General features: G+C 67.7%; 32 protein-coding genes. 17 read left to right on the top strand and 15 right to left on the bottom strand.

The window, feature by feature from the left end; genetic code table 11:
* The first annotated feature begins 47 nt into the window (after positions 1–47).
* Together G6N35_RS18675 and G6N35_RS18670 are read left to right on the top strand one after the other, a co-directional pair.
* Positions 48–314: a YdeI/OmpD-associated family protein gene (locus G6N35_RS18675; RefSeq protein ID WP_163805593.1), complete on the top strand. Its 267-nt coding sequence runs from the start codon at positions 48–50 to the stop codon at positions 312–314.
* Positions 314–1,288, top strand: a complete 975-nt coding sequence (locus tag G6N35_RS18670; protein WP_163805592.1) for a GGDEF domain-containing protein — start codon at positions 314–316, stop codon at positions 1,286–1,288. The genes G6N35_RS18675 and G6N35_RS18670 overlap by 1 nt, the downstream gene beginning before the upstream one ends.
* Here the strand turns inward: G6N35_RS18670 and G6N35_RS18665 are convergent.
* A complete protein-coding gene (locus tag G6N35_RS18665) occupies positions 1,285–1,887 on the bottom strand; it encodes a TetR/AcrR family transcriptional regulator C-terminal domain-containing protein (protein ID WP_163805591.1) in 603 nt (200 codons plus the stop codon). The two genes, G6N35_RS18670 and G6N35_RS18665, sit on opposite strands and share 4 nt — an antisense overlap.
* Positions 1,888–2,070: 183 nt before the next feature.
* On the opposite strand from G6N35_RS18665, the gene G6N35_RS18660 reads away from it, so the two are divergent.
* From G6N35_RS18660 to G6N35_RS18650, 3 genes are all read left to right on the top strand, one after another.
* Complete coding sequence (locus G6N35_RS18660) at positions 2,071–3,732, top strand: amidohydrolase (RefSeq protein ID WP_163805590.1); 1,662 nt, start codon at positions 2,071–2,073, stop codon at positions 3,730–3,732.
* Between the two features lies 1 nt (position 3,733).
* Positions 3,734–5,077 (top strand): APC family permease, encoded by a 1,344-nt coding sequence (locus G6N35_RS18655; protein WP_163805589.1) that lies wholly within the window; start codon positions 3,734–3,736, stop codon positions 5,075–5,077.
* 65 nt (positions 5,078–5,142) lie between these two features.
* Positions 5,143–5,421 carry a hypothetical protein gene (locus G6N35_RS18650; protein WP_163802236.1) on the top strand — a complete coding sequence of 93 codons (279 nt, stop codon included), beginning with the start codon at positions 5,143–5,145 and terminating at the stop codon, positions 5,419–5,421.
* Between the two features lie 13 nt (positions 5,422–5,434).
* On the opposite strand, the gene G6N35_RS18645 is transcribed toward G6N35_RS18650, so the two are convergent.
* The 5 genes from G6N35_RS18645 to G6N35_RS18625 all read right to left on the bottom strand — a co-directional run bounded on the left by G6N35_RS18645 (position 5,435) and on the right by G6N35_RS18625 (position 8,624).
* A complete protein-coding gene (locus G6N35_RS18645) occupies positions 5,435–6,271 on the bottom strand; it encodes an acyl-CoA thioesterase domain-containing protein (RefSeq protein ID WP_163805588.1) in 837 nt (278 codons plus the stop codon).
* Between the two features lie 25 nt (positions 6,272–6,296).
* Positions 6,297–6,644 (bottom strand): GNAT family N-acetyltransferase, encoded by a 348-nt coding sequence (locus G6N35_RS18640; RefSeq protein WP_163805587.1) that lies wholly within the window; start codon positions 6,642–6,644, stop codon positions 6,297–6,299.
* A 7-nt stretch (positions 6,645–6,651) separates the two neighbouring features.
* The gene (locus G6N35_RS18635) at positions 6,652–7,620 is read right to left on the bottom strand and encodes a pirin family protein (protein WP_163805586.1); all 969 of its coding nucleotides are present in this window, start codon (positions 7,618–7,620) and stop codon (positions 6,652–6,654) included.
* Between the two features lie 26 nt (positions 7,621–7,646).
* Positions 7,647–7,943, bottom strand: a complete 297-nt coding sequence (locus tag G6N35_RS18630) for a hypothetical protein (RefSeq protein WP_163805585.1) — start codon at positions 7,941–7,943, stop codon at positions 7,647–7,649.
* A gap of 63 nt (positions 7,944–8,006) precedes the next feature.
* Positions 8,007–8,624, bottom strand: a complete 618-nt coding sequence (locus G6N35_RS18625) for a TetR/AcrR family transcriptional regulator (protein WP_163805584.1) — start codon at positions 8,622–8,624, stop codon at positions 8,007–8,009.
* A 98-nt stretch (positions 8,625–8,722) separates the two neighbouring features.
* Here G6N35_RS18625 and G6N35_RS18620 point away from each other — a divergent pair, with 98 nt between their 5' ends.
* A complete protein-coding gene (locus G6N35_RS18620) occupies positions 8,723–9,862 on the top strand; it encodes a 3-ketosteroid-9-alpha-monooxygenase, oxygenase component (protein ID WP_163805583.1) in 1,140 nt (379 codons plus the stop codon).
* Here the strand turns inward: G6N35_RS18620 and G6N35_RS18615 are convergent.
* A complete protein-coding gene (locus G6N35_RS18615; RefSeq protein WP_163805582.1) occupies positions 9,859–10,272 on the bottom strand; it encodes a WhiB family transcriptional regulator in 414 nt (137 codons plus the stop codon). The genes G6N35_RS18620 and G6N35_RS18615 overlap by 4 nt on opposite strands.
* Positions 10,273–10,401: 129 nt before the next feature.
* Between G6N35_RS18615 and G6N35_RS18610 the strand changes: the two genes are divergently transcribed.
* From G6N35_RS18610 to G6N35_RS18585, 6 genes are read left to right on the top strand one after another with little or no spacing between them, the layout of a single operon-like run.
* Positions 10,402–11,142 carry a helix-turn-helix domain-containing protein gene (locus G6N35_RS18610; protein WP_163807776.1) on the top strand — a complete coding sequence of 247 codons (741 nt, stop codon included), beginning with the start codon at positions 10,402–10,404 and terminating at the stop codon, positions 11,140–11,142.
* A complete protein-coding gene (locus tag G6N35_RS18605) occupies positions 11,121–11,921 on the top strand; it encodes a C40 family peptidase (protein ID WP_163807777.1) in 801 nt (266 codons plus the stop codon). The genes G6N35_RS18610 and G6N35_RS18605 overlap by 22 nt, the downstream gene beginning before the upstream one ends.
* 36 nt (positions 11,922–11,957) lie before the next feature.
* On the top strand, positions 11,958–12,302 hold the full coding sequence (locus tag G6N35_RS18600; RefSeq protein WP_163805581.1) for a DUF4226 domain-containing protein: 345 nt from the start codon (positions 11,958–11,960) through the stop codon (positions 12,300–12,302).
* A 51-nt stretch (positions 12,303–12,353) separates the two neighbouring features.
* A complete protein-coding gene (locus G6N35_RS18595; protein WP_163805580.1) occupies positions 12,354–13,760 on the top strand; it encodes a DUF4226 domain-containing protein in 1,407 nt (468 codons plus the stop codon).
* 13 nt (positions 13,761–13,773) lie between these two features.
* The gene (locus tag G6N35_RS18590) at positions 13,774–14,091 is read left to right on the top strand and encodes an ESX-1 secretion-associated protein (protein ID WP_163805579.1); all 318 of its coding nucleotides are present in this window, start codon (positions 13,774–13,776) and stop codon (positions 14,089–14,091) included.
* Positions 14,088–14,390: a DUF2694 family protein gene (locus G6N35_RS18585; protein WP_163805578.1), complete on the top strand. Its 303-nt coding sequence runs from the start codon at positions 14,088–14,090 to the stop codon at positions 14,388–14,390. Before G6N35_RS18590 ends, G6N35_RS18585 begins: the two co-directional genes overlap by 4 nt.
* Positions 14,391–14,404: 14 nt before the next feature.
* Here G6N35_RS18585 and G6N35_RS18580 read toward each other — a convergent pair whose 3' ends face one another.
* Positions 14,405–15,007 (bottom strand): hypothetical protein, encoded by a 603-nt coding sequence (locus G6N35_RS18580; RefSeq protein WP_246224362.1) that lies wholly within the window; start codon positions 15,005–15,007, stop codon positions 14,405–14,407.
* Between the two features lie 169 nt (positions 15,008–15,176).
* On the opposite strand from G6N35_RS18580, the gene G6N35_RS18575 reads away from it, so the two are divergent.
* A complete protein-coding gene (locus G6N35_RS18575) occupies positions 15,177–15,629 on the top strand; it encodes a MarR family winged helix-turn-helix transcriptional regulator (RefSeq protein WP_322790618.1) in 453 nt (150 codons plus the stop codon).
* Here G6N35_RS18575 and G6N35_RS27640 read toward each other — a convergent pair.
* The 6 genes from G6N35_RS27640 to G6N35_RS18550 form a co-directional block, all read right to left on the bottom strand.
* Positions 15,598–15,729, bottom strand: coding sequence for a hypothetical protein (locus G6N35_RS27640; RefSeq protein WP_281357024.1), 132 nt, complete (start codon positions 15,727–15,729; stop codon positions 15,598–15,600). The two genes, G6N35_RS18575 and G6N35_RS27640, sit on opposite strands and share 32 nt — an antisense overlap.
* A 37-nt stretch (positions 15,730–15,766) precedes the next feature.
* Complete coding sequence (gene lipE, locus G6N35_RS18570) at positions 15,767–17,020, bottom strand: lipase LipE (protein WP_163805576.1); 1,254 nt, start codon at positions 17,018–17,020, stop codon at positions 15,767–15,769.
* Positions 17,020–17,502 (bottom strand): peroxynitrite isomerase, encoded by a 483-nt coding sequence (locus G6N35_RS18565; RefSeq protein ID WP_163805575.1) that lies wholly within the window; start codon positions 17,500–17,502, stop codon positions 17,020–17,022. Before G6N35_RS18565 ends, lipE begins: the two co-directional genes overlap by 1 nt.
* A gap of 23 nt (positions 17,503–17,525) precedes the next feature.
* Positions 17,526–17,936, bottom strand: coding sequence for a VOC family protein (locus G6N35_RS18560; RefSeq protein WP_163805574.1), 411 nt, complete (start codon positions 17,934–17,936; stop codon positions 17,526–17,528).
* 66 nt (positions 17,937–18,002) lie between these two features.
* Positions 18,003–18,638: a class I SAM-dependent methyltransferase gene (locus tag G6N35_RS18555; RefSeq protein ID WP_163805573.1), complete on the bottom strand. Its 636-nt coding sequence runs from the start codon at positions 18,636–18,638 to the stop codon at positions 18,003–18,005.
* Positions 18,639–18,684: 46 nt separating this feature from the next.
* Positions 18,685–19,122, bottom strand: coding sequence for an STAS domain-containing protein (locus G6N35_RS18550; protein ID WP_163805572.1), 438 nt, complete (start codon positions 19,120–19,122; stop codon positions 18,685–18,687).
* A gap of 384 nt (positions 19,123–19,506) precedes the next feature.
* Here G6N35_RS18550 and G6N35_RS18545 point away from each other — a divergent pair, with 384 nt between their 5' ends.
* On the top strand, positions 19,507–21,267 hold the full coding sequence (locus tag G6N35_RS18545) for an N-acyl-D-amino-acid deacylase family protein (protein WP_163807774.1): 1,761 nt from the start codon (positions 19,507–19,509) through the stop codon (positions 21,265–21,267).
* Between the two features lie 44 nt (positions 21,268–21,311).
* Entirely contained in the window at positions 21,312–22,175 is an 864-nt protein-coding gene (locus G6N35_RS18540; protein ID WP_163805571.1) for a rhomboid family intramembrane serine protease, read from the top strand.
* A 1-nt stretch (position 22,176) separates the two neighbouring features.
* Here the strand turns inward: G6N35_RS18540 and G6N35_RS18535 are convergent, their stop codons facing one another.
* Positions 22,177–22,632 carry a hypothetical protein gene (locus G6N35_RS18535; RefSeq protein ID WP_407664561.1) on the bottom strand — a complete coding sequence of 152 codons (456 nt, stop codon included), beginning with the start codon at positions 22,630–22,632 and terminating at the stop codon, positions 22,177–22,179.
* A gap of 200 nt (positions 22,633–22,832) precedes the next feature.
* On the opposite strand from G6N35_RS18535, the gene G6N35_RS18530 reads away from it, so the two are divergent.
* Complete coding sequence (locus tag G6N35_RS18530; RefSeq protein ID WP_163807772.1) at positions 22,833–24,743, top strand: potassium transporter Kup; 1,911 nt, start codon at positions 22,833–22,835, stop codon at positions 24,741–24,743.
* A gap of 9 nt (positions 24,744–24,752) precedes the next feature.
* Complete coding sequence (locus tag G6N35_RS18525; protein ID WP_163805570.1) at positions 24,753–25,961, top strand: FAD-dependent oxidoreductase; 1,209 nt, start codon at positions 24,753–24,755, stop codon at positions 25,959–25,961.
* Positions 25,962–26,047 lie beyond the last annotated feature (86 nt).

Raw genomic sequence — 26,047 nt, 5'->3', positions numbered from 1 at the left:
TCGTGAGGCGTTGCCGGCCGGGGGCGCTACGCGGCTAATCTGACTCCATGAGCAGTCAGGTGCCGGGAGGCGTCGTCCATGCACTGCCGTCGGACCTGCGGGCGGCCTTGCTCGCCAACGCGACCGCGCTGGAACTCTGGAAAGACTGCACGCCCTTGGGCCGCAATGAATTCATCTGCTGGGTCGAGGACGCCAAGCAGGAGAAGACGCGGGAGCGTCGCATCCGTCGCACCCAGGAAGAACTCGAGGAAGGCAAGCGCCGCCCCTGCTGCTGGCCGGGGTGCAAGCACCGCGAACGCACCGGCAAGCCCTGATGACCGGGGGTCCCATCGTCGGGCGAGAACCCCCGCTGGTCCTGCGTCGCCGACTTCTTCTCACCTACTGCCTGTTCTTTGTGGGGGTGTACTGCCTCGGGCTCGTCTCGTGGCTTCGAGATACCCACCAGACTGACTTTCGCGGTGAGCTCTCGGCGGCAAGCCTGAGTGTCCTCGGTCTGCTGCTCTGTCTGCGCCCGCCGCTGATGGGCTGGCGGTACGCCCTGGCCGTGGTGTGCCTCACCTCGGCTCCGGTGGCGGCGCTGTTCTTTCACCGCAATCTCGCCGCGCAGGTGTGGTCGCTGATCCCACTGATGTTCCTCGGTATCTTCGTGCGGACCTGGCACGGGAAGACCACGACCCGGGCCTATGTCGTCGCCGTCGGCGCCGCCGCGACGGCGGGACTTCTGCTTGCTCCGGAACCGGCGCCACTGCTGTGGCCGGTGCTGTTCGTGGCATCGATTGCGGCCGCGGTGGTTGTCTTCGGGCTCAGTCATGCGGCCCTGCGCGATGCGGCCGACCGCGATCCGCTGACCGGGGTGTGGAACCGTGCGGGTGTCCTCTGGCAGGCCGATGCGCTGGCATCGCGCGGCCGAGGACGTGGGGTAGCCGTGCTCGTGCTGGACGTCGATGACTTCAAGTCCATCAACGACAACCAGGGCCACGAGGCCGGCGACCGCGTCCTCGTCGACCTGAGCCGCCGCTGGCACGAGCAGCTTCCCCGGGACGCGGTCATCGGACGTCTGGGCGGCGACGAATTCGTGGTTCTCTTGGGCGGATACGACCAGTCCAGCGCCGAAGAGGTCGCGACGACCTTCTCCGAGGGGACGGTTCGGGTCACCGTGGGTCTTGCCTGCGGGCCGTTCGACGGACCCGACGATCTCACCGCGCTGCTGGCCGCCGCCGACGCCGATCTCTACCGCCGCAAGCGGGAGCGGAAGTCGCCGACGTCCGAAGAGCGCCGCACGGGCTAGTCGCGCGCCAACCCCCGCAACAACACCGCCAGGCCGAACTCGAACGCGTCATCGGCCCGGTCTTCCTTGCCGGATCCGGTGGCCAGGGCCGCGGCGAACTCGGCACTGACGTCCTCGCCGGGGTGCCACGGTTCTTCCGGTGCGGCCACATCCAGGGCGGATCCCAGCACGAAGGAGTCCATCAACGTGATCACCCGCAGCGTGTCGGCGGGGTCGAAGCCAGCCCGCTTGAGCGTCGCCGCCAGCACGTTGTACATCCGCATCGCGTGACTGCTGTTCACCTGGTAGGCCGTCAGCAGCGGGATCAACCGCGGGTAGCGGGCAAAACTGCGGCGGTAGGAGCGCAGGATCTCGGCCACCACGTCGGCCCAGGGCTGATCCGGTGAGTCCTGCGGCAGCTGCACCTCCGACATCGCGCGCTCGCGCAGGAGCTCGACGATCTGCCCTCGGCCCGTCACGTGGTTGTACAACGAGGATGGGCTGACCTGCAGTTTTCGTGCCAGTTCGGGGATGGTGAAGCCGCCGGTGGCGCTGACGAGGTCCATGGCAGCTGCCGCGATCCGGTCGGTCGACAGCAGCGGTACGGGTGGTCGGCCCATGAATTTTCCGCCTTCCTATTGCGGAGAAGTATGAGTCAGTTCACACTAAACGAACTTCATTCGTTTTAGGAGTTTGATGACCACGCTCACCTCCCCTGCCCCGGAGCCGCCGTCCCGGTCGGCGCCCCCGCATCGGACCCCGCTGTCTTCCGGCTTTGGCCACGCCGCGACGGCGGTGGTCAAGTGAGCGCGACCCTGTTCACCAGTGGCGTGGTCTGGACCGGCACCGGCACGGAGTCCGACGCCCTGCTGGTCGTCGACGGCGTGGTGCGCGCCCTCGGTGATGCAGCACGCCAGCAGGCCGCTGAGTTCGATTGCCAGATCGTCGATCTCGAAGGCGGCTTCCTGATGCCGTCCTTCGGTGACGGCCACGCCCACCCGCTGTACGGCGGGCTGGAGGCCGCCGGTCCGGCGGTCCGGCCCTGCACGTCGGTCGACGAGATCTTGGCCGCGGTCAAGAAGTACGCGGACGAACATCCCGACGAGGAATGGATCACCGGCGCGTCCTATGACGGCAGCCTGGCCCCCGGCGGTCTGTTCGACGCCCGCTGGCTGGACTCGGTGGTTCCCGACCGCCCCGTCGTGCTGCGCGCCTGGGATTACCACACCATGTGGGTCAACACCGAGGCCCTCAACCGCGCGGGCATCGCCCCCGATACTCCCGACCCGGTCCTGGGTGAAATCCCGCATCGGCCCGACGGCTCCGTGCTGGGGACGTTACGGGAATGGGGCGCAACCGATCTGGTGACCGCGGTCATGCCACCTCGCGACGAGGCCCAGCGCATCGCCGCGCTCGGCACCGCCGCCGACTACTACCTGCCCTTCGGCGTGACGTGGGTACAGGACGCCTGGGTCGAGCCGCAGGACGTCGCCACCTACGTCGAGGCGGCGCGGCAGGGTGCCTTGCGGATGAGGTTCAACCTCGCCCTGTACGCCGACCCGCGGCATTTCGACACCCAGTTGGCGCAGTATGCCGAATCACGGCGCGCCGTCGACGAGGTGGGATCGCCGTTCCTCACCGCGAACACGGTGAAGTTCTTCGCCGACGGTGTGGTGGAGAACGAGACCGGCGCGCTGCTGGCGCCGTACTGCTCTGGGCTGCATTCTCACGGCGGGCAGGAGCGCAGCGACTCGGGGGAGAACCTGGGCATGCGGACCTGGGAGGGTGACTCGCTGGCGCAGGCTGCCCAACGGGTCGACGAACTGGGATTCCAGATCCACATCCACGCCATCGGCGACGCCGCCGTACGGCAAGCCCTCGATGCCATCGAATATGTCCAGGAGCGCAACGGGTCTCGGGACCGCCGTCCCGTCATCGCCCACGTCCAGTTGGTGGACGAGGCCGACCTCGAGCGTTTCGCCACTCTCGGTGTGATCCCCAACATGCAACCGCTGTGGGCCCAGATGGACGCGCTGATGACGGTGCTGACCATCCCGCGGCTCGGGGTGGAACGCGCCGACCGGCAGTATCAGATGCGCACGCTGCACGACACCGGTGCCGCGCTGGCGTTCGGCTCGGACTGGCCGGTGTCCTCGGGCGCGCCGTTGGACGGTATCGCCATCGCGGTATCCCGTCGCACCGCCGAAGGCGAGCCCGAAGGTGGCTGGACACCGCACGAAATCGTCCCGATCGACCTCGCCCTGTCGTCCTACACCGGGGCGGTGGCGTATCAGGCGTTCGCCGAAGGCAATTGGGGACGCATCGTGCCCGGAGCCAGCGCCGACCTGGTGTGGCTCGGCGCCGACCCGCGCAGCGCTCCCGCGCTGCAGCTACCGGGCGTGAACATTCGCGCCACCTACTTGCACGGGGCCCAGGCCTACCGCGCTGACAATGGAAAGGTCTGACATGACAGCGGAATTCATCGCCGGCCCGCACGAGGGCCACCTGAAACGGGCATTGGGCCTGCCGTCACTGGTGCTGTTCGGCCTGGTGTACATGGTGCCGTTGACCGTCTTCACCACCTACGGCATCGTCACCGAGACCTCGGGCGGCCGACTGCCACTGGCCTACATCGTCACGCTCGTCACGATGGTGTTCACCGCGCTGTCCTACGCGCGGATGGCTGCGGCGATCCCGGTGGCCGGCTCGGCATACACCTACACGCAGCGGACCTTCGGAGCACCCGTCGGCTTCCTGGCGGGCTGGTCGCTGCTGCTCGACTACCTCTTCCTGCCGATGCTGAACTACCTGGTGATCGGGCTCTACCTGAACGCAGCGGTGCCCTCGCTGCCGGCCTGGGTCATCGTCTTGGTGTCGATCGCGATTGTCACGGTGCTCAACATCGTCGGTATCGTCTCTGTCGCCCGGGCCAACTTCCTGATCATCGCGATCCAGGCCATCTTCATCGTGGTGTTCGTGGTCCTCGCCGTCGCCAAGACCACCGGCTACGGATCGGTCGATCTGCTGGCGCCATTCACCGGTGACGGCACCGCCGGCGGCATGAGCCCCATCCTGGCCGGCGCGGCCATCCTGTGTCTGTCGTTCCTCGGCTTCGACGCGGTCTCCACGCTGTCCGAGGAGGCCCGCGACGCCAAGCGCACAGTGCCGCAAGCGATCATGATCGCGACCATCGTCTCGGGGATCATCTTCATCGTGCTGTCCTATGTGTCGCAGCTGGTGTTCCCGTCCAATAAGTTCGCCAGCGTGGACACCGGCTCGACCGACGTGATGCTGGCCACCGGTGGGGCGTTCGTGAACACGTTCTTCACCGCGGCCTATGTGGCAGGTGCGCTCGGTTCGGCGCTGACCTCACAGGCGTCGGTGGCCCGCATCCTGTACGCGATGGGCCGCGACGGCATCCTGCCCCGCAAGGTGTTCGGGCACGTGTCGGCGAAGTACAGCACACCGGTCTATGCGATCCTGACCGTCAGCGCCATCTCGCTGCTCGCCATCTGGATCGATCTGGCCATCCTGGCCTCGGTCGTCAGTTTCGGTGCGCTGGTGGCCTTCTCGGTGGTCAACCTGTCGGTGATCAAGCACTACTTCGTCGACATGCACGAGCGCAACGTCCTGCTCAACGTGGTTGCCCCGGTGATTGGCTTCCTGCTCACCGCATGGCTGTGGACCAGCCTGTCGGGAACGGCCCTGACCATCGGATTGATCTGGCTGGCAATCGGATTCGTCTGGCTGCTCGTGGTCACCCAGGGCTTCCGCCGGCCCACGCCGGTATTGGACCTGGACTACGAGTGAGCCGGTGGGTTCCGGCCCGCTGGCGGGCTACCCGGCAGGCACTTCCTGGGCGTAGGCTGTGAGTCATGGCACTGCGGCGGCGGCTCGGCAGGCTGCTGATGGCCGCCGTCTGCGCGGGGTTCTTCGTCGGTGTCCCGATGGTGGCCGCGGCTCCGGCCGGCGCCTGCCCGATCGGCCATCTGGCTGACCCGATCACCGGCCAGTGCTTCGTGGCCAACAGTGGTGTTCCGACGGTCGGCGGGATCCCGTGCATCCCCGGCAAGTCGCTGGGCACCTGCCTGGGAATCCTGCAGAACCAGTCACCACCCGGTGGCGGTCCGCCCGTCGGCGGATTCTGGCCGTAGCTGCTTGCTTCTCCTAGCGCATGGTGCCGGGCCGGAAGGCCTCCACCGGATTCACCAACGCCACCGCCATCGCATTGCCGATGGGTCCGTATTCGTCGAACACCGCGGCGGTGCCGGAGGCGATCCCGTCATGGCTGGTGTGCACCACGGCGGCCATGCCGATGTTCGGGCCTTTGGGCAGCCGGGTCAGGCTCAGGGTGTAGTCGAGGTTGATGTACTGCAAACCCTGTGTGCCCCAATGGGTCAACGCGCTCGTCGCGTCCGCGGCCATCGTCGCCTCGACGAAAGGGCTGAGTGCCTCGCCGGTGACCAGCGGCCGGCGTTGCCGAATCCAGATGTATTTCGGTCCACCGCAATGCCATTGGGCGAAGCCGAACTCCCCGCCGCTGGAGCCCTCTCCCCCGTACCCCCAGACGAACATCGGCAAGTCGTCGGGCAATGGACCGGGGTCGGGCGGCATCGGCGGCATCTGGATGTCCGACGACCAGATGTCACCGACGTGCTGGTCACCGGGGCGTACGAACACCCCGCTGGCCCGGGACACCACGACATCGTTCTGCACGACCTCGGCATCGACGAGCCGGATCCGGCGGCCTTCGCGCTGTACGGAGGTCCGTATCTGCAGCGGCGCGATAGCGGTGGGCTTGAGCAGGTCGACCGTGATGCGGGCCGGCTGGAAGTCGTCGCGTTGGCCGGCGTTCTCCAGGGCCCGGGCCAGTACTCCGCCGACGACGTGGCCGCTGATCGTGGGTCCCCACGGCCCCTGACAACTGGGGTCCGGCAGCAGGATGTCGCCGTCGAGTGCGAAGTAGGCCGGTGGTGCAGTGCTGGTGCTGCCGGAATTTGCCACGAGGTCTCACGATAGCGGCGCCGGCTTACCCGGCTTGGACGGCCTTCCGCAGGTACTGCTCGATGTCGTCGGTCACGGGGTCGACCGCGCTGGCGAACTCCGGGTGCTTGTCCAGAAAGCTGGCGACCAGCGGGCACACCGCGACCATGCGGCGCCCGGCGTCGCGGGTCTGGGCCAGGGCTTCGGCGACCAGGATGGTGGCCAGACCCCGGCCCTCGTAGGCTTCGGCGATTTCGGTGTGGTGGAAGATGCGCTGCTCACCATGGTCGACGAAGGCGGCCAGACCGACCTGCTGTCCGTCCACGGCGATGGTGAACTTGTTGCGGTCGGTGCGGACTGTGGTGGGTGCACCGGTCTTGTCGGTGGGGGTCATCGGACTCCTACGGTTGGCTGCGACGTGGCCGCAGGCGGATGGCCGGAAGCGTCGGGGCGGGCAACCGGTCGACAGCTCCGGAGTACCCACTGACGGTGCCGAATCGCGCATCACCGTCCTGCCAGAGTTGCCGGTACTCGGCGATCTCATCGTGGCTGCGGGCCACGAAGTTCCACCACATCAGCAGATCCTCACCAAACGGCGGCCCGCCGAGCAGCAGCATCCGCGCGCTCTGCCCGGCGGGGTTGTGCAGTCGCAGCGTGCCGGCGCCCGGCCCGCGGTACGCCAGCTGCCCGGCGACCAGCCGGCGCCCGGCGACCTCGACAGTGCCGAGATCGAGCAGCACACCGTGTTCGTAGGCTCGGTCGACGTCGAGCTCGATGACGGTGCCGGCCGGCAGATCGAGCTGCGCACCCAGCAGCGGGGTGAAGGTGTGCACCGGTGAGCGCTGGCCGGCCAGTGCGCCCAGGAAGACCCGGATGGTGGCGCCGGACGTCGAAACCGGCTCGGGCACATAGTGTTCGAAGTCGCGGCTGGTATGGCGATCTGCGTCCGGTAGCGCGACCCACAGCTGGGCGCCGTGCAGGATGGCCGTGGCGGGTGTCGACACTTCGGAGTGGCAGATGCCCGCACCGGCGGTCATCAGGTTCAACTCCCCCGCCCGGACCAGTTGGTGTACGCCCGCGCTGTCGCGGTGCTCGATCTCCCCGTGGAACAACCAGCTGACGGTCTGCAGGCCGGTGTGCGGGTGCGGTGGCACGTCCATACCCGGACCGTTGCGGAGGTCCTGGGGGCCGTAGTGGTCGGCGAAGCACCACGCGCCGATCAGTGAACGGTCCCGCTGCGGGAGCGTGCGGCGCACGGTCAGCGCCCGCGGACCCCCGAGCGGCACCTCCCGCGGCTCCAGCACCTCGGCGCCATCCAAGCCCCTTGCACTACAAGGAACTTCACGTGGAGCGCTCTCGAGGTTGCTCACCTGCCGGAGCCTACCCGCCGACAGATTCAGTCGGTGCGGGCATCCGGCGACGGGCCGTCCCGTTCGGCGGAGATGTCCGGGGCGAACATGTCGGCGCTCATCCGGGCCGGCACCGTCACCGCCGTAGCGTCATCGTCGGCGGCGGATGGGTCTTGCCCGGCGGTGTCGTTGCCGCGCCGCTCGGTGCGCCAGTCCCGCAGCAGCAGCACGATGCCGATGACGGCCAGCGCGATAGCAGCGATAGCCACCAGCGAACTGTCGGTGAGGATGGCGATCAACAACGCCGCCAGACCCGCCAGGGCCACCACCACCACAAGTCTCATTGACTGTCCTCCGTCGACGTTGCCGTCACAGTCTCCAACGCCTACCCGCTTTCGGGCGGCGTATCACCCGCGCTCGGCGCGTCTCCCCGCGGTGGCCGGCTGACGTTGCGGCGCGGTCAGCATCGCGGCCAGCATGGAGACGATCTCCTCGAGGCTGTCCGGACCCGCTCCCCCGCTCTCGGCCCGACGTTCGCGGTCGGCCAGCAGCGCCCACATCGTCGTCGCGACCGCGGATACCCGGCGGATGCGGTCGCCGCGGTCGGCGGCGGGAACCAACTCGTGCATGGCACCGGTGACGCGGGGCCAGGCCGACTCGGCCGGGCTCTGGGGTTCGCGGTTCAGCCGGATCCGCACCACTTCCAGGAAACGGGCGTAGTGGGTGGCTTCGAGGTTGCCGAACGGCTCGACCAGTACCCGCAACAACGCGTGCGCGTCGCGCAGCTCCTGCTCCGACATACCGTCGAGCATGGCCTGACGCTGTGCCTCCATGGGGACCAGGCGCCGGGCCACCACCGCGTCGATCAGGTCCTGCCGGCTGCGGAAGTAGTAGTTCACCGCGGAGTTGTTGCGCTGGCCGGCGGCCTTGGCGATATCGCGCAGGGGCACCTCGAAGCCGTGCTCGGCGATCAGGCGTTCTGCTGCGTCGAGCAACTCTTCCCGGGCTCGGGCACCACGGTCCACGTCAGGAAGTGTACGAAACGTTGAGGATGTTTAAGCACCCGTGCTTAAATTAAGCACGGGTGCTTACTGTTCACACCAGAGCGAAAAGGATGCGCCAGATGACTGAGATCCGGGAGATCGACCCCGGCACGCCCATGACGCGGTTCGCCCGTGGGTGGCACTGCCTGGGCCTGGCCGAGAACTTCCGCGACGGCAAGCCGCACGGCATTCAGGCGTTCGGCGGCAAGCTGGTGGTCTACGCCGACAGCAAGGGCGACATCCACGTGCTCGACGGTTACTGCCGGCACCTGGGCGCCGACCTCGCCAAGGGATCGGTCAAGGGTGACAACATCGCCTGCCCGTTCCACGACTGGCGGTGGAACGGTGCAACCGGACGGTGCGCCGAGATCCCCTACGCCCGCCGCGTTCCCAAGCTGGCGCGCACCCGCAAGTGGCAGACCCTGGAGGTCAACGGCCAACTGCTGGTGTGGCACGATCCCGAAGGCTCAACCCCCGGCCCGGAGCTGACTCCGCCGCAGATCGAGGGCATGGGCACCGACAAGTGGTCGAAGTGGACGTGGAACTCGATCCTCATCGAGGGCGCGCACTGCCGTGAGATCGTCGACAACAACGTCGACATGGCGCACTTCTTCTACATCCACTACGCCTACCCCACGTACTTCAAGAACGTCTTCGAAGGCCACACCGCTAGCCAGTTCATGGAATCCAAAGGGCGCCAGGACTTCACCGAACATCCCGAGCGGATGTGGGAGGGCACCAAGCTGCGCTCGGAGGCCACCTACTTCGGGCCGGCGTACATGATCAACTGGCTGCACAACGACCTGGCACCGGAGTTCACGGTCAATTCGATCCTGATCAACTGCCACTATCCGATTTCGCAGAACTCCTTCATGCTGCAGTTCGGCGTCTCGGTCGAGGTTCCGGAAGGAATGACCAAGGAGAAGGCCGACAAGCTCGCCGAGTCCTACTCCAAGGTCTACGAGGTCGGCTTCCTGCAGGATGTCGAGATCTGGAAGCACAAGACCCGCATCGAAAATCCCCTGTTGTGCGAGGAAGACGGCGCGCTGTACCAGTACCGCCGGTGGTACGAACAGTTCTACGTCGACGCCGCCGAGGTCACCACGGACATGACGGACCGTTTCGAACTCGAAGTCGACACCACCCATGCGTACGGGGTGTGGCAGCGTGAGGTCGAGGAGAATCTCGAAAAGCGCGACGCAGTAACGGTTTCAAGCTAGGCCGCGGTGCGGGGCATCCGCCCCAGCGGCAGGTGGACGACGGTGGCCGCCGGCACCGGCAACGCCTCGTTGCGCGCGAGTAGCTCGGCACTCTCGGGCAGTTCGCGCGGATTGATCTGACCGTCGGCGATCCGCCGCAGCATGTCGTGGGCGTGCGCGAGCTGGGCGCGCTTGCGGTACTGGCCGCCGGGAAGTTTGATCCCGGCCCACACCCCGTATTCCTCACCGGCCTCGATGGCTCGTCGCGCGCAGGCCCGCTGCTGCGCCAGTGGGCAGCGGCGCAGGCAGATCGTGCGCGCGCGGGTGGCGGACTGTTCGTAGACGCGAGCCTTGGCGGCCCCATCGCTGGCGTCATCGTCGGAGTAGCCGAACCACAGGTCGGGGTCTGCCGAGCACGGGCGGAAGTTCATTGCGGCCTCCTTGTCGAGATTCGATGACGGAACCGTATACGACCTGGCGTGGCAACGCAACAAAAACGTCGATCAAAACGTATATCCGATGATGGCTGTGTACGATCCGTATATGGCTGGAGCCCGTCGGTGAGCCGAGAGGCAGCGGGTGCGGCCATTCGAGCGCTCAGAGAGTCCCGCGGGTGGTCGCTGGCCGACCTGGCCGGTGAAACCGGAGTGAGCATCATGGGGCTAAGCTTCCTCGAGCGCGGCGCCCGCAAGCCTCACAAAGGCACAGTTCAGAAGGTGGAAAACGGGCTGGGACTGCCCGCCGGCACCTACTCACGGCTCGTCATGGCCGACGATGCCGAGGCCGAACTCAGCCAACTGTTGGCGGCCCCAGCGGCCCCGACCGTCCAGCCGCGGACGGCTCCGGAGATCGTGGTGAACCGCCACAGCGACACTGAAGTCCTCGAAGCCCACGCCGAAGCGCACCTCGAATCGCTGCACTCGTTGATAGCCAGACTGCCAGCGGAGACGTCAAACGAATACGAGACGTATATTCTGTCCGTGATCGCTCAATGCGTGAAGGCGGAGATGCTGGCGGCCAACTCCTGGCGGGTCGCGGTCAACGCCGGCGCTGAATCCGCCGACCGGCTGATGACCCACCTCAAGGCCCTCGAGAAGATCCGCACCGGATTGCTGCAACGCATGCCGGGCGCCATCGCGACCCGCTTCGACCAGGCCTGCGCCCGGTCCGGTCTGCCCGAGTCCGTCATCGCCGCGCTGCTGGGTGTCAGCACCGAACAACTGTGGGACATCCGCAATCGAGGTGCCATCCCACCGGGGGCGTTGCCTCGGGTGCGGGCATTCGCGGAGGGACAGTGGTGACCGACGTCGACCTCCTCGTTCGTGCCCACGGCCTGTTCGCCGGGACTCCCGCGGCGGTCTCGCTGCCGTCCGAACCACCGGCGTCTCCCGCGTTCGATGCGGTGCCGAGCGCCTACCGGGCCGCGGCCGATGGGCATCGCGCCGAGTTGGTGCGGACCCGCACCGTGGACGCGGAGCTGGCGGCGGTCCTGGCCGGCGCGGCCCGCGACCACCGGGACGCGCACCACCAGACCAGGGCCGTCGTCGAGGCGGCGCGCGCAGATGCCGACACGGCCCCGGATAATCCGGTCGCACAGCGAGAACTACTGCGCCGCAGGGCAGCCCGACTTCGAGCGCAACATGACCACGTACTCGGCGCCCGGCGTCGCGCGCGCAGGCGGCTCGCGCTCCTGCGCGCTCTGCGCTACCGCATGCGGCGCCGCCGGTTGCCGTTGCCCAACTCGCGGGCCGGGCAGGCGGTGCGCGCCGCCCTCTCCCGCCTCGGCTGCCCCTACGTGTGGGGTGCGACGGGCCCGGACAGCTTCGACTGCTCGGGATTGGTCAAGTGGGCGTACGCCCAGGCCGGGGTGCACCTGGACCGCACCACCTATGACCAGATCAACGACGGTCTGCCGGTGGCCCGCTCCCAGGTCCGGCCCGGTGATCTGGTGTTCCCGCACACCGGCCATGTCCAGCTGGCCATCGGCAACAACCTCGTCGTCGAGGCGCCGCACGCCGGGGCGACAGTACGGATCAGCCCGCTGGGTCAGTACGTGGCGATCCGCCGGCCGGTCTGGTGAGTTGTCCGGCGAAAACCGCCTGAGTACCGTCGAGCCATGGCAGGCAACAGCGGACAGTCCGGGGAGGCCCTCGATTCTGCCCGCGCGGCGCTCGCCGCCCGCGACCGCGAGCTCGCCGAGGCCGACGCCCAACTCGCCGGAATGATCTCGGCCGCCTACACCTCAGCCACCGACGCCATCCGCCGCATCGAGGCGATCCAATCCGAGATCGACGCGGCCGTCGCCCAGTACGCCGGGGATACCCCCGCGCAGGGCCGTGAGGTGGCCCGTCTGCTGCTGGACAAGAATCGCGAACTGGTGGATCTGGTGACGGCCGTGAAGGCCGATGCACAGGCCAAGACCGCTGCGCTACAAGGACTTCGGCACCACTACCAAGGGTGAATTGTCACCCCATCCGGCCCTGGATACAGTCGCCGGCATGAAAGGTGACCGGTGGCGAGCTACCACGATCTGCTCGACGCAATAGCGCGGGTCCGAGCGGCCGCCGGCAATCCCGACGCCTGGATGGCCGGTCTTTCCGGCGATGACCTCGCGGTTGCCACCAATCCGCTCAGCGGGACGGCTGCCGTCGACGCCGTCCTGGCCAAGATCCGCGCCGCGCATACCGAGGTGTTCGGCGCGGTCGCCCAGCCTCAGGAAGGCAGCGCCGCGGAGGCGATCCGTACTGCGGAAACATCACTGGCCCAACAGAATTCGCTGAGTGCGAAAGTTGACCTGCAGGTCATCACCGCGGTGCTCAATGCGCACTCCACGCATGCTGCCAGCCGGGAGACGCTCGACGCCCTGCAGGACCAGATCGAGGCCGCCGTCACCACCCGCACCGATCTCGACACCCCGGCCGGAGCGCGGGCGTTCCAGCGCTACCTCATCGACAAACTCCGCGACATCAGAACGGTCGTCGAAACCGCAGGACTCGACGCCACCTCCAAGGCAGCGCTGGCGGCTGCGTTGGCGTCGCTGTACTCGGCTGCCACCCCGGCCACCGAATCCGGCCCGGATTCCGATCCCGAGTCCCAACCGCCCGAAAAACCCGCGGCGCCAGTAAGTGCGGAGCCCAGGCCTGCTGATCCACCCGCGCCCGGACCGGCCCCGGCCGATCCGCTCGGCGACCCGCTCCTCGATCCGCTACTGGGCACCGATCCCGGCCCGGCAGATCAGACTGCGCCGCCGGCACCCGCGCCGGTGGCGGCTCCGATGCCGCCGTCGATACCGGCCATGCCGGCCTTCGGGGGCGGCGGCCTTCCGCCTGCGTCTCCCGCGGGCCCGCTGTCGTTGCCGGAAGCCCTCACCGCTGGGCTGCGCAGCCCGCAGGACAGCCCCACGACACACGATCTGCAGCCGGAGGAGCCGGCCGACCTCGAGACCGATCCCGAATCCGTCGATGACCCCGCCGCCGACGAGGCCGCCGATGACGCCGACACCCCACCCGCGGCGGCCGACGAGGGCACCACGCTCGTGCAGCTGCCCGATGGGCAGACCATCACCGCGCCCACGCCGCGGCTGGCCGCCGTCATCACCGCCGCGGTGGCCGGCACCCCGATCCCTGAGGCGTTCAAGGCCCAGGGCATCACGATCCCACCGGCGGGCACCGCGGTGGCCAACCCGGTCGATGCCACCCGCCTGCAGCCCGGCGACATCGGCATGTTGACCGACCGGCACGCCATTGCACTGGGCAACGGCAAGGCCGTCTTCAACAACAGAATCGAACCCATTGCGAGCGTGACCGGCCCGAGCTTTCTAGGGTGGGAGCATCCGCCGGAGCCGGGCCCAGCCGCCCCACCCACGACGCCGGACCGTCCGACGCCGACCCGGCCCGCGGTGACGGCCGGCCCGTCCTGATAGGAGAAATCTCATGGCAGAGCGCATCCACGTGGTGCCCGACGAGCTGCGCCGGGCGGCCCGTCACCATCAGGAGACCGCCGAACAGCTCAGCCAGGCGCCGGCCAGCCATGCCGACATCCTGGCCAGCCTGGAGTCTCTCGGGCCGATCTTCGCCGACCTCCGCGACGTCGGCCGGGAGCTGCTCGACCACCGGCGCACCTGCTATGAGCAGCAGTCGCAGGCCCACGCGGAGCTGGCCGACAACCTGCGCTACGCCGCTGACACCTGGGAGTTGCAGGACAGCGCGGGTGCCGCAGAGCTCAACCGCATCGTCGATGGCAGTCCATGACCGAACCCGATCCGGCGTTCGACGCCGTGCATCCCAGCGGGCACGTGCTGTTCCGCTCGTGCCGGGGTGGCTACTTGCACAGCGTGACGTTGGCCGAAGCCGCGCTGGACGCCGACGCGACGTCGCTGGCCGAGGCAATCCTGCTGACCGCCGATGTGTCGTACCTGAAGGCGCTGATGGAGGTGCGGGCCGAGATCGTCGCCGCCGGGCACACCCCGTCCGCTGATGTGCCCGGCGAACGCGATCTCCGGGAAGCAGTCGCGGTGTTGCAGGAACACCGGCTGTCGGCTTCCGAATAGCGCGCATACGCGAGCTAGGTACTCAGCGCCGCGTGCAGCGACTTCTTGGCCTCGACGACGGAAGCCAGGATGGCGGCCTTCGCTTCGGCCAGCACGGCCTTCTGTTCCGCCGTTCCCGACGTGGTGATGGTCTTGCCCAGGCTGGCCGTCTGCAGTAGTTCCTTGCGGATCTGGATCACGTCGCCCAGTTGGGCGAACCTGCCCAGGATCGCGCGCGCGGTGTCGGCGTTGACGCCGTGCCAGGCCAGGATGTTTCGGCCAAGCTCGGTCACGCTCGCCGTCCCGTCGACGATGGTGACCAGTCCCCGCCCGGCCATGAATCCCAAGGTCAGTTCGGCATTCGCCACCGGTGGTGACATCGCGCCGCCGGTGGCAGCGGTGACCCGCGCGACGATCTCGGCCGCCGTCGCAGGCGCTTCGAGCAGGAGTGCGGCCACCACGGTGGCGCGCCGAACGATCGCCTGCTGTGGTGCGGGCGCTACGGAGGCGCCGAAGCCCGGCCCGGCTGACCCGACCAGGGGCCCGGCCCAGCCGGGTTCGCCCAGCGGGAGTGGCCACGACGGCGAGGCGATCGCCTCCGATGGGCCGAAGTCTTGCCGGAAGGGTCCAGGGAACATGTGCGATCTCCTCGGGGTGACGTCGTTGCGAGCCAGCGACTTTGAGTGACAAGTAACTTGATACATGCGGGGCGCGGATAGTGTCAAGTAACTTGATACATTCGGGTGTGCGAACCAGATCGGCTGGTCGGCGTCCGTATCGGAGGGAGGCGATGTCAGCATGGGTGACATGAGCCAGACCGAATTCGACGGTGCAGACGCGCCGATCGGCTATCTGCTGCACCGGGTGGTGGCGGTCATGCGTCCCGGCGTGAACGCCGGACTGCGGGAACTCGGGATCAGCCTGCCCGAACTGGTCTGTCTACGCCTACTCGCGGCGAACCCCGGGCTCACCAGTGCCGATCTGGCTCGGGCGACCAACGTCTCGGCGCAGGCGATGAATCAGGTACTCAACCGGCTCGAGGAGCTCGGAGCGGTGTCGCGGCCGACCGTCGAGGCCCGCCGAACCCTGCCCGCTCAGCTCACACGGCAGGGCAAGACGCTGCTGAAGAAAGGTCTGGACGCGGCCGCGGTGGCCGACCGCCACCTGCTGGACGCCCTCAGCCCGGCGGAAGTGGGCGAACTCAAGCGGCTGCTCTACAAGGCTGGGACTAGTTCGGAGTCTCCGGATCGGGCGGGATGATCTCCGGCGGGGCAACCGGGTGCGCACCGAACAACTCCCGGGTACGCAGCAGCAGGGCGCGCACCTCGTCGAGTTGCTGTTGCAGCAGCGAATCACCCATGGCCGCAACGGTAGTCCGGGGAACGTAAGCCCACAATTCACCTGCCGCCGGGAATCTCGGCGGCGATCCGGTCCAGCAGTGCGGTGTAGCGTCCGGCCTCGCGATGCCAACCGGGCTTGCCACTGCTGATCACCCCGACCGAGATCCGGCGCTCGGGGTCCGCCCAGATGGCCACGTTGGTCAGGCCGGTGTGGCCGAAGGCGGCCGGCGCGTCCCGGCCGAACGGCCCGAACCGCTTCGACCCCAGCATGTAGCCGGTGCCCCAGCGCAGCGGAGTCAAGCCCGTCGCTACATCCGGCCGCAGCCGCCGCGCCTCGGTGACCGCACCGCGCAGCGTCTCCGGTGACAGGACGCGCACGCCGTCGAGTTCGCCGCCGCGGCGCAGTATTTCGGCGAACCGGGACAGCTCGTCGGCGGTCGACACGGTGCTCGACGACGGGATCACCCCGGTGAGGAACAGCGGCGTGTTCGAGAACGGGATGATCTGCGCCATGGTGCCGCCGACGGCTTTGCGAAACGCTGCCGCCATCGGTGCCGGCAGCGGCTTGCCGGTCACGTGGCTCGGCGCTACTAGGGGAACATCGCCTTCCGCGACGCCGTAATTGGTCCACCGGAAGCCCAGCGGGTCCAGAATCTCGGTGGCCAGGATCTCGCGAATTCCGCGTCCGGTCGCCGCCGAGACGATTTCGCGCACCAGCGGTCCCCAGGTCAGCCCGTGATAGATGTGCATCAAACCGGGTTTGTGGATCGGCTTGAACTCGGCCAGCTTTGCGCGGGTGTACTCGCTGTCGTTCATCCGCTTGAGGCTGGGCCGCGGTCCGGTGGCGAATGGGATTCCTGCGCTGTGGGTGATCACGTGCCGGATGGTGGTGCTGTCCTTGCCGTGCCGGCCGTATTCGGGCAGGTAGTCGGCCACCCGATCGTCGAGGGAGAACTCGCCCCGCTCGACCAGCATGTGCACCACGGTGGTGGTGATGGCTTTGGCCGCCGAGTACACGCAGAACGGGGTCGAGACGGTGACGGGGACCTTCTGTGCAGACGGCGGATCGGCTGGGCCGTTGCCCCAGCCGTGCCCGATTGCCCGGTTGAGTACCACCGCGCCGTCGTAGCGCACACAGACCTGGATCGCCGGGTGCATTCCGGCGGCATACCAGTGCCGGGTCGCCTGCCAGATTCGCTCGATCGCGGCGGGGGAGAGGCCGCCGTCCTCCTCGGCACCGATGTCGGTGACGGCGTCGAGGTCGGCGGGGACCGCGATCCGGCCGTCGGCCTCGGGGGCGACCGCCGCCATCACGGCTGCCTGTGCAGCGTGGCGCTCAGATGCTTGACCAGCGGCACACCAACCGCACCCATCAGCAGCGTGTAGGACAGTTCGTCGCCGGCGACGCGGATTGAACGCGTCACGGCGGTAACCTCTTTCGCCGATCCGGTCAGCCCGATCGAGGTGGACTCCGCGTCGATACCCAGGCCCGACCCGTCGACGGAGAGCACACCTTCGTCGACCTCGGTGACCCCGGTCGGCTGCACGATCACGAACTCGATCCGGCCCGGCGACGGCACCCGGAGATAGCCGGTCTCGGCGTGCAGCGGACGGCCGTCGGCACTGGCCTTGGTGCGCTGCGTGTAGGTCAGGAACGGCTTGCCGGTGTGGCCGAAGGTGACGTCCTCGCCGTAGTCGAACGGTTCGATCGTCGGGTACTGCCCGTGCCCCGTACCGGACCAGGTGCCCAGTAGCGGAGCGAGTACGGCGACACCGGGATGCAGATCGGCCACGTAGGCCAGCGTACGGCCTGGGATCAGCCCAGCGGACCGACGAGCTCCACCCAGTTACCGTCCGGGTCTGCCACGAACATCCAGCCCATGCCGGGTACCGGCGCGAACTCGGCGAGTTCCTGGGCGACGTCGTAGCCGGCGGCCTTGACCTGCTCGGCTGTGGCCGTCACGTTGGCCACCACGATCGTGAAATAGCGGATGCCGGCCGCGGCCGGTCCGCCGCCTGCGACGGCCCCAGCGGCCGGCGGTTCGTCCAGGGTGACCAGCTTGAGCACGTTGCTACCCAGGCCGTAACGCCTCATCGTTCCGCCGGGAAAGTCGAGATCGCCCTGGAAGGGCAGGCCGAGGAAGTTCTCGTAGAACTCGACCATCGGCTTCAGGTTGGTGGTCACCAGACCGATTTCGACGTTGGGGGCGAGCAGCTCGATGGCCATCGTGTTCCTCTGCGTTGAGAAGGGCGGACGTCGGTGAGGATAGCGGCCGGGGCGCCGCAGCAAAGCTCAAGTCTTGGTGCCGATCGTGATGAGGTCCCAGACTGCTTTGGTCCACAGCGGACGGTGGACGCGATGCTGGTCGGTCAGCGCGAAACCCGCGTCGGTGAACAGCGCCTTCAGCTCGTCCGGCGAGGGGTTGTGCGCCGGATTCGACAGGCTCACCGACAGTTTGCGCAGCACCGCTGGGGCCGGCGGGCTGATGGTGGCCACCGCGACCAGACCGCCGGGGCGCAGCACCCGGTGGAATTCGCGCAGCGCGGCCGGCTGGTCGAAGAAGTGGAAGGCCGAGGTGGTGACGACGGCGTCGAGCGCCTCATCGTCGAACGGCAGCTCTTCGGCCGGGCCCTTGAGCCAGGTCACCTCAGTGGAGCGGGCCTGCGCCTCGCGGAGCATCCCGTCGGACATGTCGACCCCGTACACCGCCTCGGGTCGCAGTTCGCGTTGGATTCGGTCAGCGAGAATGCCTGTGCCGCAAGCAATATCGGCTACTGTGCGGGCTCCGTGGGCGCGCAACTCCGCGATGACCTCGTCCTGGGCCGGCTGATAGACCCACTGTTGCAGCACGGGCAGGTCGTAGAGCGGGGCGGCCAACGTCCAGAAACCGGTGACGACGTCGTTGAGATTGCGTCCACGAGCGGGCATGCCGCCAGTGTAGGAACGCCGCCAGCCCGGTGTCAGGACAGCGCGGTCAGGGCAGCGGCGTCAACCGCAGATGCCGGTGCGGCCCGCGGGCCAGGACCGCCACTGCCGAGACGATGTTGCCTGCTGTGGCCAGCGTGCCTTCGGGGTCGCATACCCGCAGTACGCGGGACACTGCCGGGCCGGGAACCAGCACCCAGTCCACCCCGCGGCGCGCGCAGCGCACGTTGACGGTGTGCAGGGCGGAGAACCCGTCGGTTCCGAAGAAATCCAAGGGGGACAGGTCCAGGACCAACTGCTGGTAGCCCGCGACGTGATCCTCGATGAAGCTGAAGAGGTCGGCTGAATTGGCCGCGTCGACCTCGCCGACGGCGGCGACCAGGACAGTCGTCTGGCTCAGTTCCCGAGAGCGGAACTGTCCGCGCTGGGCGTGGCGGACACCGGGGCGGGGGGCGGCCACCGGTTCTGAAGAAATGGCAGCAGACATGACGCCTCCGTCAGTCGTAATCCGTGGTTGCCGGCACGACGCCATGGCTGGAGCCCTTGGACTCAAGACCCTGCCGCGAGGTTCGTAGACAACGTCGCCCCGCTCAATGGCGTCTCCGGCTGGCTGTGAATTCAACCTGCATGAAATCTACTACGGATTTCGTGGCGAATCCACAATTCATTGCGAATACCTATATTCCCAGATCAGATGTACTTTCATCGACTTCTTAGAATTCCCGAGCCGTCATTTCTGGCAAATATTTACGCGCTTCACAATTGATTCCGCATTTGTGTCGCGCGGCACCGGTGAAGACAGATTTGAGATTGTGTCTACCCCTGCGATGTGATCCCGATTACGCTGGCGACCGGCACCGAGGAGGCATGGATGTATGACCTGACCATCACCGGCGGCACCGTCGTCGACGGCACCGGCGACAAGCCCTTCCGCGCGGATATCGGTATCAAGGGCGGCACGATCGTCGAGATCCGTCACCGCGAGGGTGATGACCCCGGCCTGCAGGGCGAGGCGGCGCAGACCATCGACGCTACCGGGCGCATCGTCACCCCTGGGTTCGTCGACATCCACACCCACTACGACGGGCAGGTCAGCTGGGACGGTCTGCTCGAACCGTCCAGCATGCATGGCGTCACCACGGTCGTCAGCGGCAACTGCGGTGTCGGGTTCGCCCCGGTACAACCCGGCCGCGAGCAGTGGCTGATCGAACTGATGGAAGGTGTCGAGGACATCCCCGGCACCGCGCTGACCGAAGGGATCAGCTGGGGCTGGGAAAGTTTCCCGGAGTACCTGGACGTCATCGAAAAGCAAGCACTGGCAGTCGATTTCGGAACCCAGATCGCCCACGGTGCGGTGCGCGGCTATGCCATGGGGGAGCGTGGTGCGCGCAACGAACCGGCCACCGCGCAGGACATCGCCGTCATGGCGCGCATCGTGCAGGAGGGAATCGAGGCCGGCGCCCTCGGCTTCTCGACCTCGCGCACCGAGGCGCACCGCGCGATCGACGGTGAGCCGGTGCCCGGCACCTACGCCGCCGAAGACGAACTATTCGCACTCGGCCGCGCGATGGCCGCCGGTGGGCAGGCCGTGTTCGAGGTGGCCCCGGCCGGAACCGCCGGTGAGAGTCTGGACGGCCCGATGAAGGAGCTGGACTGGATGGTCCGGCTGGCTGCCGAGATCGACCGGCCGCTGTCGTTCCCGGTCATCCAAACCCAGTCCGCCCCCGACTTGTGGCGTAAGCAGCTCGAGATCGCCGGCCGCGCGCTCGACGACGGGATCCGGGTGCACCCGCAGTTTGCCGCCCGCCCGTTCGGGATGCTGTTCGGTTTCGCCGGCTACCACGCCTTCACCCACCGGCCGACGTTCCGCAAGCTGAAGGCCGAGCTGGCCCCGGCCGAACTCGGTGCCCGGCTCGCCGACCCGGCGGTGCGCGCCGCGATCCTGGCCGAGTCCGACCTGCCGCCGCAGCCGCTGCCGCTGTTCGACTCGCTGTTCGCCTTGATCCAGCACAGTGTGGACTCGATCTATGCCATCGGTGACCCGCCGGATTACGAGCCGACCCCGGACCAGACCGTCGGCGCCATCGCCAAGGCCCGCGGCCAGGATCCATTGGCCACCATGTACGACCTGATGCTGGAGTCCAGCGGCACCGCGATGCTGATGCTGCCGTTCTTCAACTATGTCGACGGCAACCACGATGCCATCCACGAGATGATGTCGCATCGCGCCGCCATCTCGGGACTGTCCGACGGCGGTGCGCATTGCGGCCTGATCTGCGACGCGTCCTACCCGACATTCATGCTCACGCACTGGGCCCGAGACCGCAAGCGCGGGCCGCGCTTCCCGATCGAGTACGTGGTGCGCAAGCAGACCCTGGATACCGCGACGCTGTTCGGGCTGTCCGACCGCGGTGTCCTCAAGGTCGGGAAGAAGGCCGATGTGAACGTCATCGACCTCGACGCGCTGACCCTCGAGGTGCCACTGATGGCCTATGACCTGCCCGCCGGTGGCAACCGGCTGATGCAGGGCGCCCGCGGGTACGAGGCCACCGTCGTCAGCGGCGTCGTCACCCGCCGGCACGGCAGGGACACCGGCGCGCGCCCGGGAGCCCTGTTGCGCGGGGTGCGCTGACCGGTCTGCCCGCCGGGCGACCCAGTATCTTCGGTGTCAGGACCATGAGCATCCCCTTCACACCGCAGACACCGGCCGAGACGCCGACCTGCTACCGCCACCCCGACCGACCTACCTACGTGCGGTGCGCCCGCTGCCAGCGGCCGATCTGCCCCGAATGCATGCGCAGTGCGGCGGTGGGGCACCAGTGCGTCGACTGTGTTGCGGCCGGCGCGCAGAATGTGCGTCCAGTGCGGACCACGTTCGGCGGGGTGCAGCGCACCGGCGCACCGGTGGTGACCTACGCGCTGATCGCGGTCAACGTCGTCTTGTTCGTGCTGGACATGACCTCGCGGGCGCTGCGACAGCACTTGGTGCTGTGGGCACCCGCGGTCGCTGCCGGCGAGTACTACCGGCTGATCACCTCGGCGTTCGTGCACTTCGGCATTGCCCACATCCTGTTCAACATGTGGGCGCTCTACGTCCTGGGGCCACCGCTCGAGCAGCATCTGGGCCGGTTGCGGTTCGGCGCGCTCTACGGCCTGAGCGCGTTGGGCGGTTCGGTCTTGGTGTACCTGGTCGCACCGATCGGAGCGGCGACCGCGGGGGCTTCGGGCGCGGTGTTCGGTCTGTTCGGGGCCACGTTCGTGGTGGCCCGCCGGCTCAACCTCGACATCCGCTGGCTGGTGATCCTGATCGTCGCCAACCTGGTGATCACGTTCACGGTGCCCGGCATCAGCTGGCAGGGGCACCTGGGCGGGCTGATCACCGGCGCCGTGGTCGCGGCGGCATATGTCTACGCGCCCAAGGACAATCGCGCTCTGGTCCAAGCTGCCGTCACCGTCACGATGCTGGTCGTCCTGGCGGGTCTGACGGTCTGGCGCACCGCGGATCTACTCGATCATTTCGGTGCGCTGGTCGCCCGTTGAGTTAGAGCCGGGTCAGCCAGAACGGATAGCTGAACGTTCCGCCGGGAGCACCGTCGCAGCCGGCGTCGAAGGACGACTGCAACGTTCCGGACAGCGTGTTGGCGTCGAAGGTGTAGACGTCGTGGGTCGGGATGACCGGCCCGTAATAGATGTCGCCGCAGCGTAAGCCGTCGGGGACGTCGACGGTCAGGGTGTACTGGCCGTTGGCCAGCACGGCATGGCCGTACCAGGGGTAGGCCTTGGCGATGGGCTGCGCGATCGCCGATACCAGGGTGCACTCCGGAACGATCGTGTTCGGCGGGTTGCAGGAGCTGATGCTCCAGATCCAGGTGTGGAAGTCGCGCCGGTCGGGGATGTTGACGTTGTAGTTGCCCGACATCAAGGCGGCCGACGCCGACGGGGCAAAACCCAACGCCGCCAGGAACATCAGCACCACGCTGACCGCGAACCTCCGCACGAGCGGACTCCCTTCCTCGGGCCGTACTGCGGGCCGTATCGAATCTATGCTGTGCAGCCGCCCAGATCGAGGGAAATCCCAATGTCCGGTCCCAACCCACGTCGACCTGGCCCAGTGGCTACGATTCTCAGCACGTCGCCGGGGAAACGACGCCGGGCGGACCGAGCATGAGGGACTGACCTGTGGCAACTGACTTTGCGATGGCGGTGCGCGCGCCTGCTCACAAAGCCCGGACCGGCATGATCGTCGGCGCCCTCGGTGTGGTGTTCGGCGACATCGGCACCAGCCCCATCTACACCTTGCAGACACTGTTCAATCCGGACGATCCCCATCCGGTGCCGATCACCCGAGACAATGTCTACGGGGTGGTCTCACTGGTCTTCTGGTCGGTGATGATCATCGTCAGCCTCACCTACGTCACGCTGGTCATGCGCGCCGACAACGATGGTGAGGGCGGCGTGATGGCACTGATCACGCTGGTGCGCAGGTTGGGCAGCAGGTCGAGCAAGCGCGTGATCACCCTGCTCTCCGGGCTCGGAATCCTCGGTGCCGCACTGTTTTTCGGGGACAGCATGATCACCCCCGCCATCTCCGTGCTATCCGCGGTCGAGGGCATCAAGGTGGTCGACCCCGGGCTCGCCGAGTTGGTGGTCCCCATCACCGCGGTGATCATCATCGGACTCTTCCTGGTGCAGCGGCACGGCACCGCGGTGGTGGGCCGGTTCTTCGGCCCGGTGATGATCGTCTGGTTCGTCGTCATCGGCGCCTGTGGTGTGCGCGGCATCCTGCGCCATCCGCAGATCCTGCGGGCGTTGTCGCCCACCTATGCGCTGGACTTCATGTTCAGCCATTTCCATATCGCCTTCTTCGCGCTGGCCGCGGTGGTGCTGGCGGTGACCGGAGCCGAGGCGCTCTACGCCGACATGGGCCACTTCGGCCGCGCCTCGATCACCTGGGCGTGGGCCGGGCTGGTGTTGCCGGCGCTGGTGCTCAACTACCTCGGGCAGGGTGCGCTGCTGCTGGGCAACCAGAGCGTGGTCAACGCACCGTTTTTCCTGCTGGTGCCCGCCGGTTGGGAGCTGCCGATGATGGTGCTGGCCACCGCGGCCACGGTGATCGCCTCGCAGGCGGTGATCACCGGCGCCTATTCGGTGGCCTCGCAGGCCGCTCAACTGGGCTACCTGCCGCGGCTGCGGGTCTCCCACACCTCCGAGTCATCCATCGGACAGATCTACGTGCCGTGGATCAACGGGATGCTGATGGTTGCCGTGCTCATCCTGGTGTTCGCGTTCCGCAGCTCGGCGGCGCTGGGGTACGCCTACGGTATGGCGGTCACCGGCACGATCACCATCACCACGGTGCTGTTCCTCTACATCGCCCACAAGCGCTGGCGGTGGCCGCTGTGGCTGGTGGTCACCGGGGGCGGTGCGCTGCTGCTGGTGGACCTGATGTTCCTGGCCGCCAACCTGACCAAGATCGTGCACGGCGCGTGGCTGCCGCTGCTGATCGGGCTGGTCGCCTTCACCGTGCTGATCACCTGGCAGCGCGGCCGGGTCATCGTCACCAAAGCCCGCGATATCGCCGAGGGGCCGCTGCGCGAATTCGTCACCGACATCACCCACCGCAATCCACCCCTGACCCGGGTTCCCGGCACCGCGATCTTCCTCAACCGTGGCGGCGAGACCGCTCCGCTGTCGTTGCGCGCCAATGTCGAACACAACCACGTGCTGCACCAGCACATCATCATCATGTCGATCGACACCCCGCCGGTGCCGCGAGTGCCGGACAGCGAACGGATCACCGTCGACGACCTCGGTAGCCACTACGACGGAATCTTCTTCGTCTCAGCACGATTCGGCTACATGGAACGCCCGAACGTGCCGGCCGCACTGCGCCTGGTCAATCCCGCCGACACTGAGGGCGTCGTCGACGTCGACAACGCGTCGTTCTTCCTGTCCCGGATCGACCTGTGTGCCGGCGACCAACCCACCATGGCGCCGTGGCGCAAGCGACTGTTCATCGCGACCTCGCACATGACCGCCGACGCGGCCGGCTACTTCGGACTGCCGTTGGATCAGACCGTGATCATCGGCGCGCGCATCGAGGTCTAACGTGAAGTCATGACCGACTCCACCACCTGCGCCATCGTCGGCGGGGGTCCCGCAGGCATGGTGCTCGGGCTGCTGCTGGCCCGCGCCGGTATCGACGTGACCGTGCTGGAGAAGCACGCCGATTTCCTGCGCGACTTCCGCGGTGACACAGTCCATCCCAGCACCCTGCGGCTCCTCGACGAGCTGGGCCTGTGGGACAGGTTCAACGCCCTGCCGCAGAGCAAGGTCGAAGCGGCCACCATGACGGTGGACGGCAAAGCCCTGACGATGGTGGATTTCCGCCGGTTGCGCCAACCCCACCGCTACGTGGCCCTGGTGCCGCAGTGGGATCTGCTCAACCTGCTCGCCGAAGCGGCCGAGGCCGAACCGACGTTCACGCTACGGCTGCGGCACGAGGTCACCGGGCTGGTGCGTACCGGTGGTCGCACTACCGGGGTTCGCTACACCTCACCGGACGGAGACGGTGAGCTCAGTGCCGACCTGACCGTTGCCTGCGACGGCCGCGGGTCGGTCGTGCGGCAGGCGGCGGGTCTGGTGACCCACGAGTTCCCGGTCGGTTTCGACGTGTGGTGGTTCCGGCTGCCGCGTGACAGCGACGCCGTCTACTCGCTGGTCCCCCGGACCGCACCGGGTCGCGTGCTGATCATGATCCCGCGCGAGGGTTACTTCCAGATTGCCTACCTGATTCCGAAGGGCAGCGACGCCGCGCTGCGGGCCGCCGGCCTGGACGCGTTCAAGGCCGAGCTCGACGAACTCGTGCCGGAGGCCAACGTGGACAGCCTGACCTCGTTGGACGACGTGAAGGTGCTCGACGTGCGGCTCAACCGGCTCAAGAGGTGGCACACCGATGGGCTGCTGTGTCTTGGCGATGCCGCACACGCCATGTCGCCGGTGGGCGGGGTCGGGATCAATGTGGCGGTGCAGGACGCGGTCGGTGCGGCGACGCTGCTCGCCGATCCGCTGCGCCGCCGCGATGTCACCGACGCCGACCTGGCCGCCGTGCGCCGCCGCCGGCTGCCCGCGGCGGTGGTGACACAGGCCGTCCAAAAGGTGATGCACCGCCAACTCGTGGAGCCGATCCTGCGGGGGCGCAGCGCCAATCCGCCCGTGGTCATGACGACGCTGATGTCGCGGCTGCCGTGGTTGTCGGTGATCCCGGCGTACATCGTCGGCGTCGGTGTGCGTCCGGAACGGGCACCGGCCTTCGCGCGACGCTGATCGTGCTCGAGCGTGCACAGTCGCGCGCTCACATTGCGCGGCTCGCCGAATGTGCCGGTGGGACTTGGCTATTGGCTTAGTCCCGT

It is taken from the genome of Mycolicibacterium anyangense, from assembly GCF_010731855.1.
GTDB lineage: Bacteria > Actinomycetota > Actinomycetes > Mycobacteriales > Mycobacteriaceae > Mycobacterium > Mycobacterium anyangense.
The sequence above is the reverse complement of the archived record's forward strand: the minus strand, read 5'-3'. Positions and strand labels throughout refer to the sequence as shown.

Coding starts and splice junctions, on each gene's coding strand:
- G6N35_RS18675 (WP_163805593.1), top strand. CDS start 48: ATGAGCAGTCAGGTGCCGGGAGGCGTCGTCCATGCACTGCCGTCGGAC.
- G6N35_RS18670 (WP_163805592.1), top strand. CDS start 314: ATGACCGGGGGTCCCATCGTCGGGCGAGAACCCCCGCTGGTCCTGCGT.
- G6N35_RS18665 (WP_163805591.1), bottom strand. CDS start 1,887: ATGGGCCGACCACCCGTACCGCTGCTGTCGACCGACCGGATCGCGGCA.
- G6N35_RS18655 (WP_163805589.1), top strand. CDS start 3,734: ATGACAGCGGAATTCATCGCCGGCCCGCACGAGGGCCACCTGAAACGG.
- G6N35_RS18650 (WP_163802236.1), top strand. CDS start 5,143: ATGGCACTGCGGCGGCGGCTCGGCAGGCTGCTGATGGCCGCCGTCTGC.
- G6N35_RS18640 (WP_163805587.1), bottom strand. CDS start 6,644: ATGACCCCCACCGACAAGACCGGTGCACCCACCACAGTCCGCACCGAC.
- G6N35_RS18630 (WP_163805585.1), bottom strand. CDS start 7,943: ATGAGACTTGTGGTGGTGGTGGCCCTGGCGGGTCTGGCGGCGTTGTTG.
- G6N35_RS18620 (WP_163805583.1), top strand. CDS start 8,723: ATGACTGAGATCCGGGAGATCGACCCCGGCACGCCCATGACGCGGTTC.
- G6N35_RS18615 (WP_163805582.1), bottom strand. CDS start 10,272: ATGAACTTCCGCCCGTGCTCGGCAGACCCCGACCTGTGGTTCGGCTAC.
- G6N35_RS18600 (WP_163805581.1), top strand. CDS start 11,958: ATGGCAGGCAACAGCGGACAGTCCGGGGAGGCCCTCGATTCTGCCCGC.
- G6N35_RS18590 (WP_163805579.1), top strand. CDS start 13,774: ATGGCAGAGCGCATCCACGTGGTGCCCGACGAGCTGCGCCGGGCGGCC.
- G6N35_RS18585 (WP_163805578.1), top strand. CDS start 14,088: ATGACCGAACCCGATCCGGCGTTCGACGCCGTGCATCCCAGCGGGCAC.
- G6N35_RS18580 (WP_246224362.1), bottom strand. CDS start 15,007: ATGTTCCCTGGACCCTTCCGGCAAGACTTCGGCCCATCGGAGGCGATC.
- G6N35_RS18575 (WP_322790618.1), top strand. CDS start 15,177: ATGAGCCAGACCGAATTCGACGGTGCAGACGCGCCGATCGGCTATCTG.
- G6N35_RS27640 (WP_281357024.1), bottom strand. CDS start 15,729: ATGGGTGATTCGCTGCTGCAACAGCAACTCGACGAGGTGCGCGCCCTG.
- lipE (WP_163805576.1), bottom strand. CDS start 17,020: ATGGCGGCGGTCGCCCCCGAGGCCGACGGCCGGATCGCGGTCCCCGCC.
- G6N35_RS18560 (WP_163805574.1), bottom strand. CDS start 17,936: ATGGCCATCGAGCTGCTCGCCCCCAACGTCGAAATCGGTCTGGTGACC.
- G6N35_RS18555 (WP_163805573.1), bottom strand. CDS start 18,638: ATGCCCGCTCGTGGACGCAATCTCAACGACGTCGTCACCGGTTTCTGG.
- G6N35_RS18550 (WP_163805572.1), bottom strand. CDS start 19,122: ATGTCTGCTGCCATTTCTTCAGAACCGGTGGCCGCCCCCCGCCCCGGT.
- G6N35_RS18545 (WP_163807774.1), top strand. CDS start 19,507: ATGTATGACCTGACCATCACCGGCGGCACCGTCGTCGACGGCACCGGC.
- G6N35_RS18540 (WP_163805571.1), top strand. CDS start 21,312: ATGAGCATCCCCTTCACACCGCAGACACCGGCCGAGACGCCGACCTGC.
- G6N35_RS18530 (WP_163807772.1), top strand. CDS start 22,833: ATGGCGGTGCGCGCGCCTGCTCACAAAGCCCGGACCGGCATGATCGTC.
- G6N35_RS18525 (WP_163805570.1), top strand. CDS start 24,753: ATGACCGACTCCACCACCTGCGCCATCGTCGGCGGGGGTCCCGCAGGC.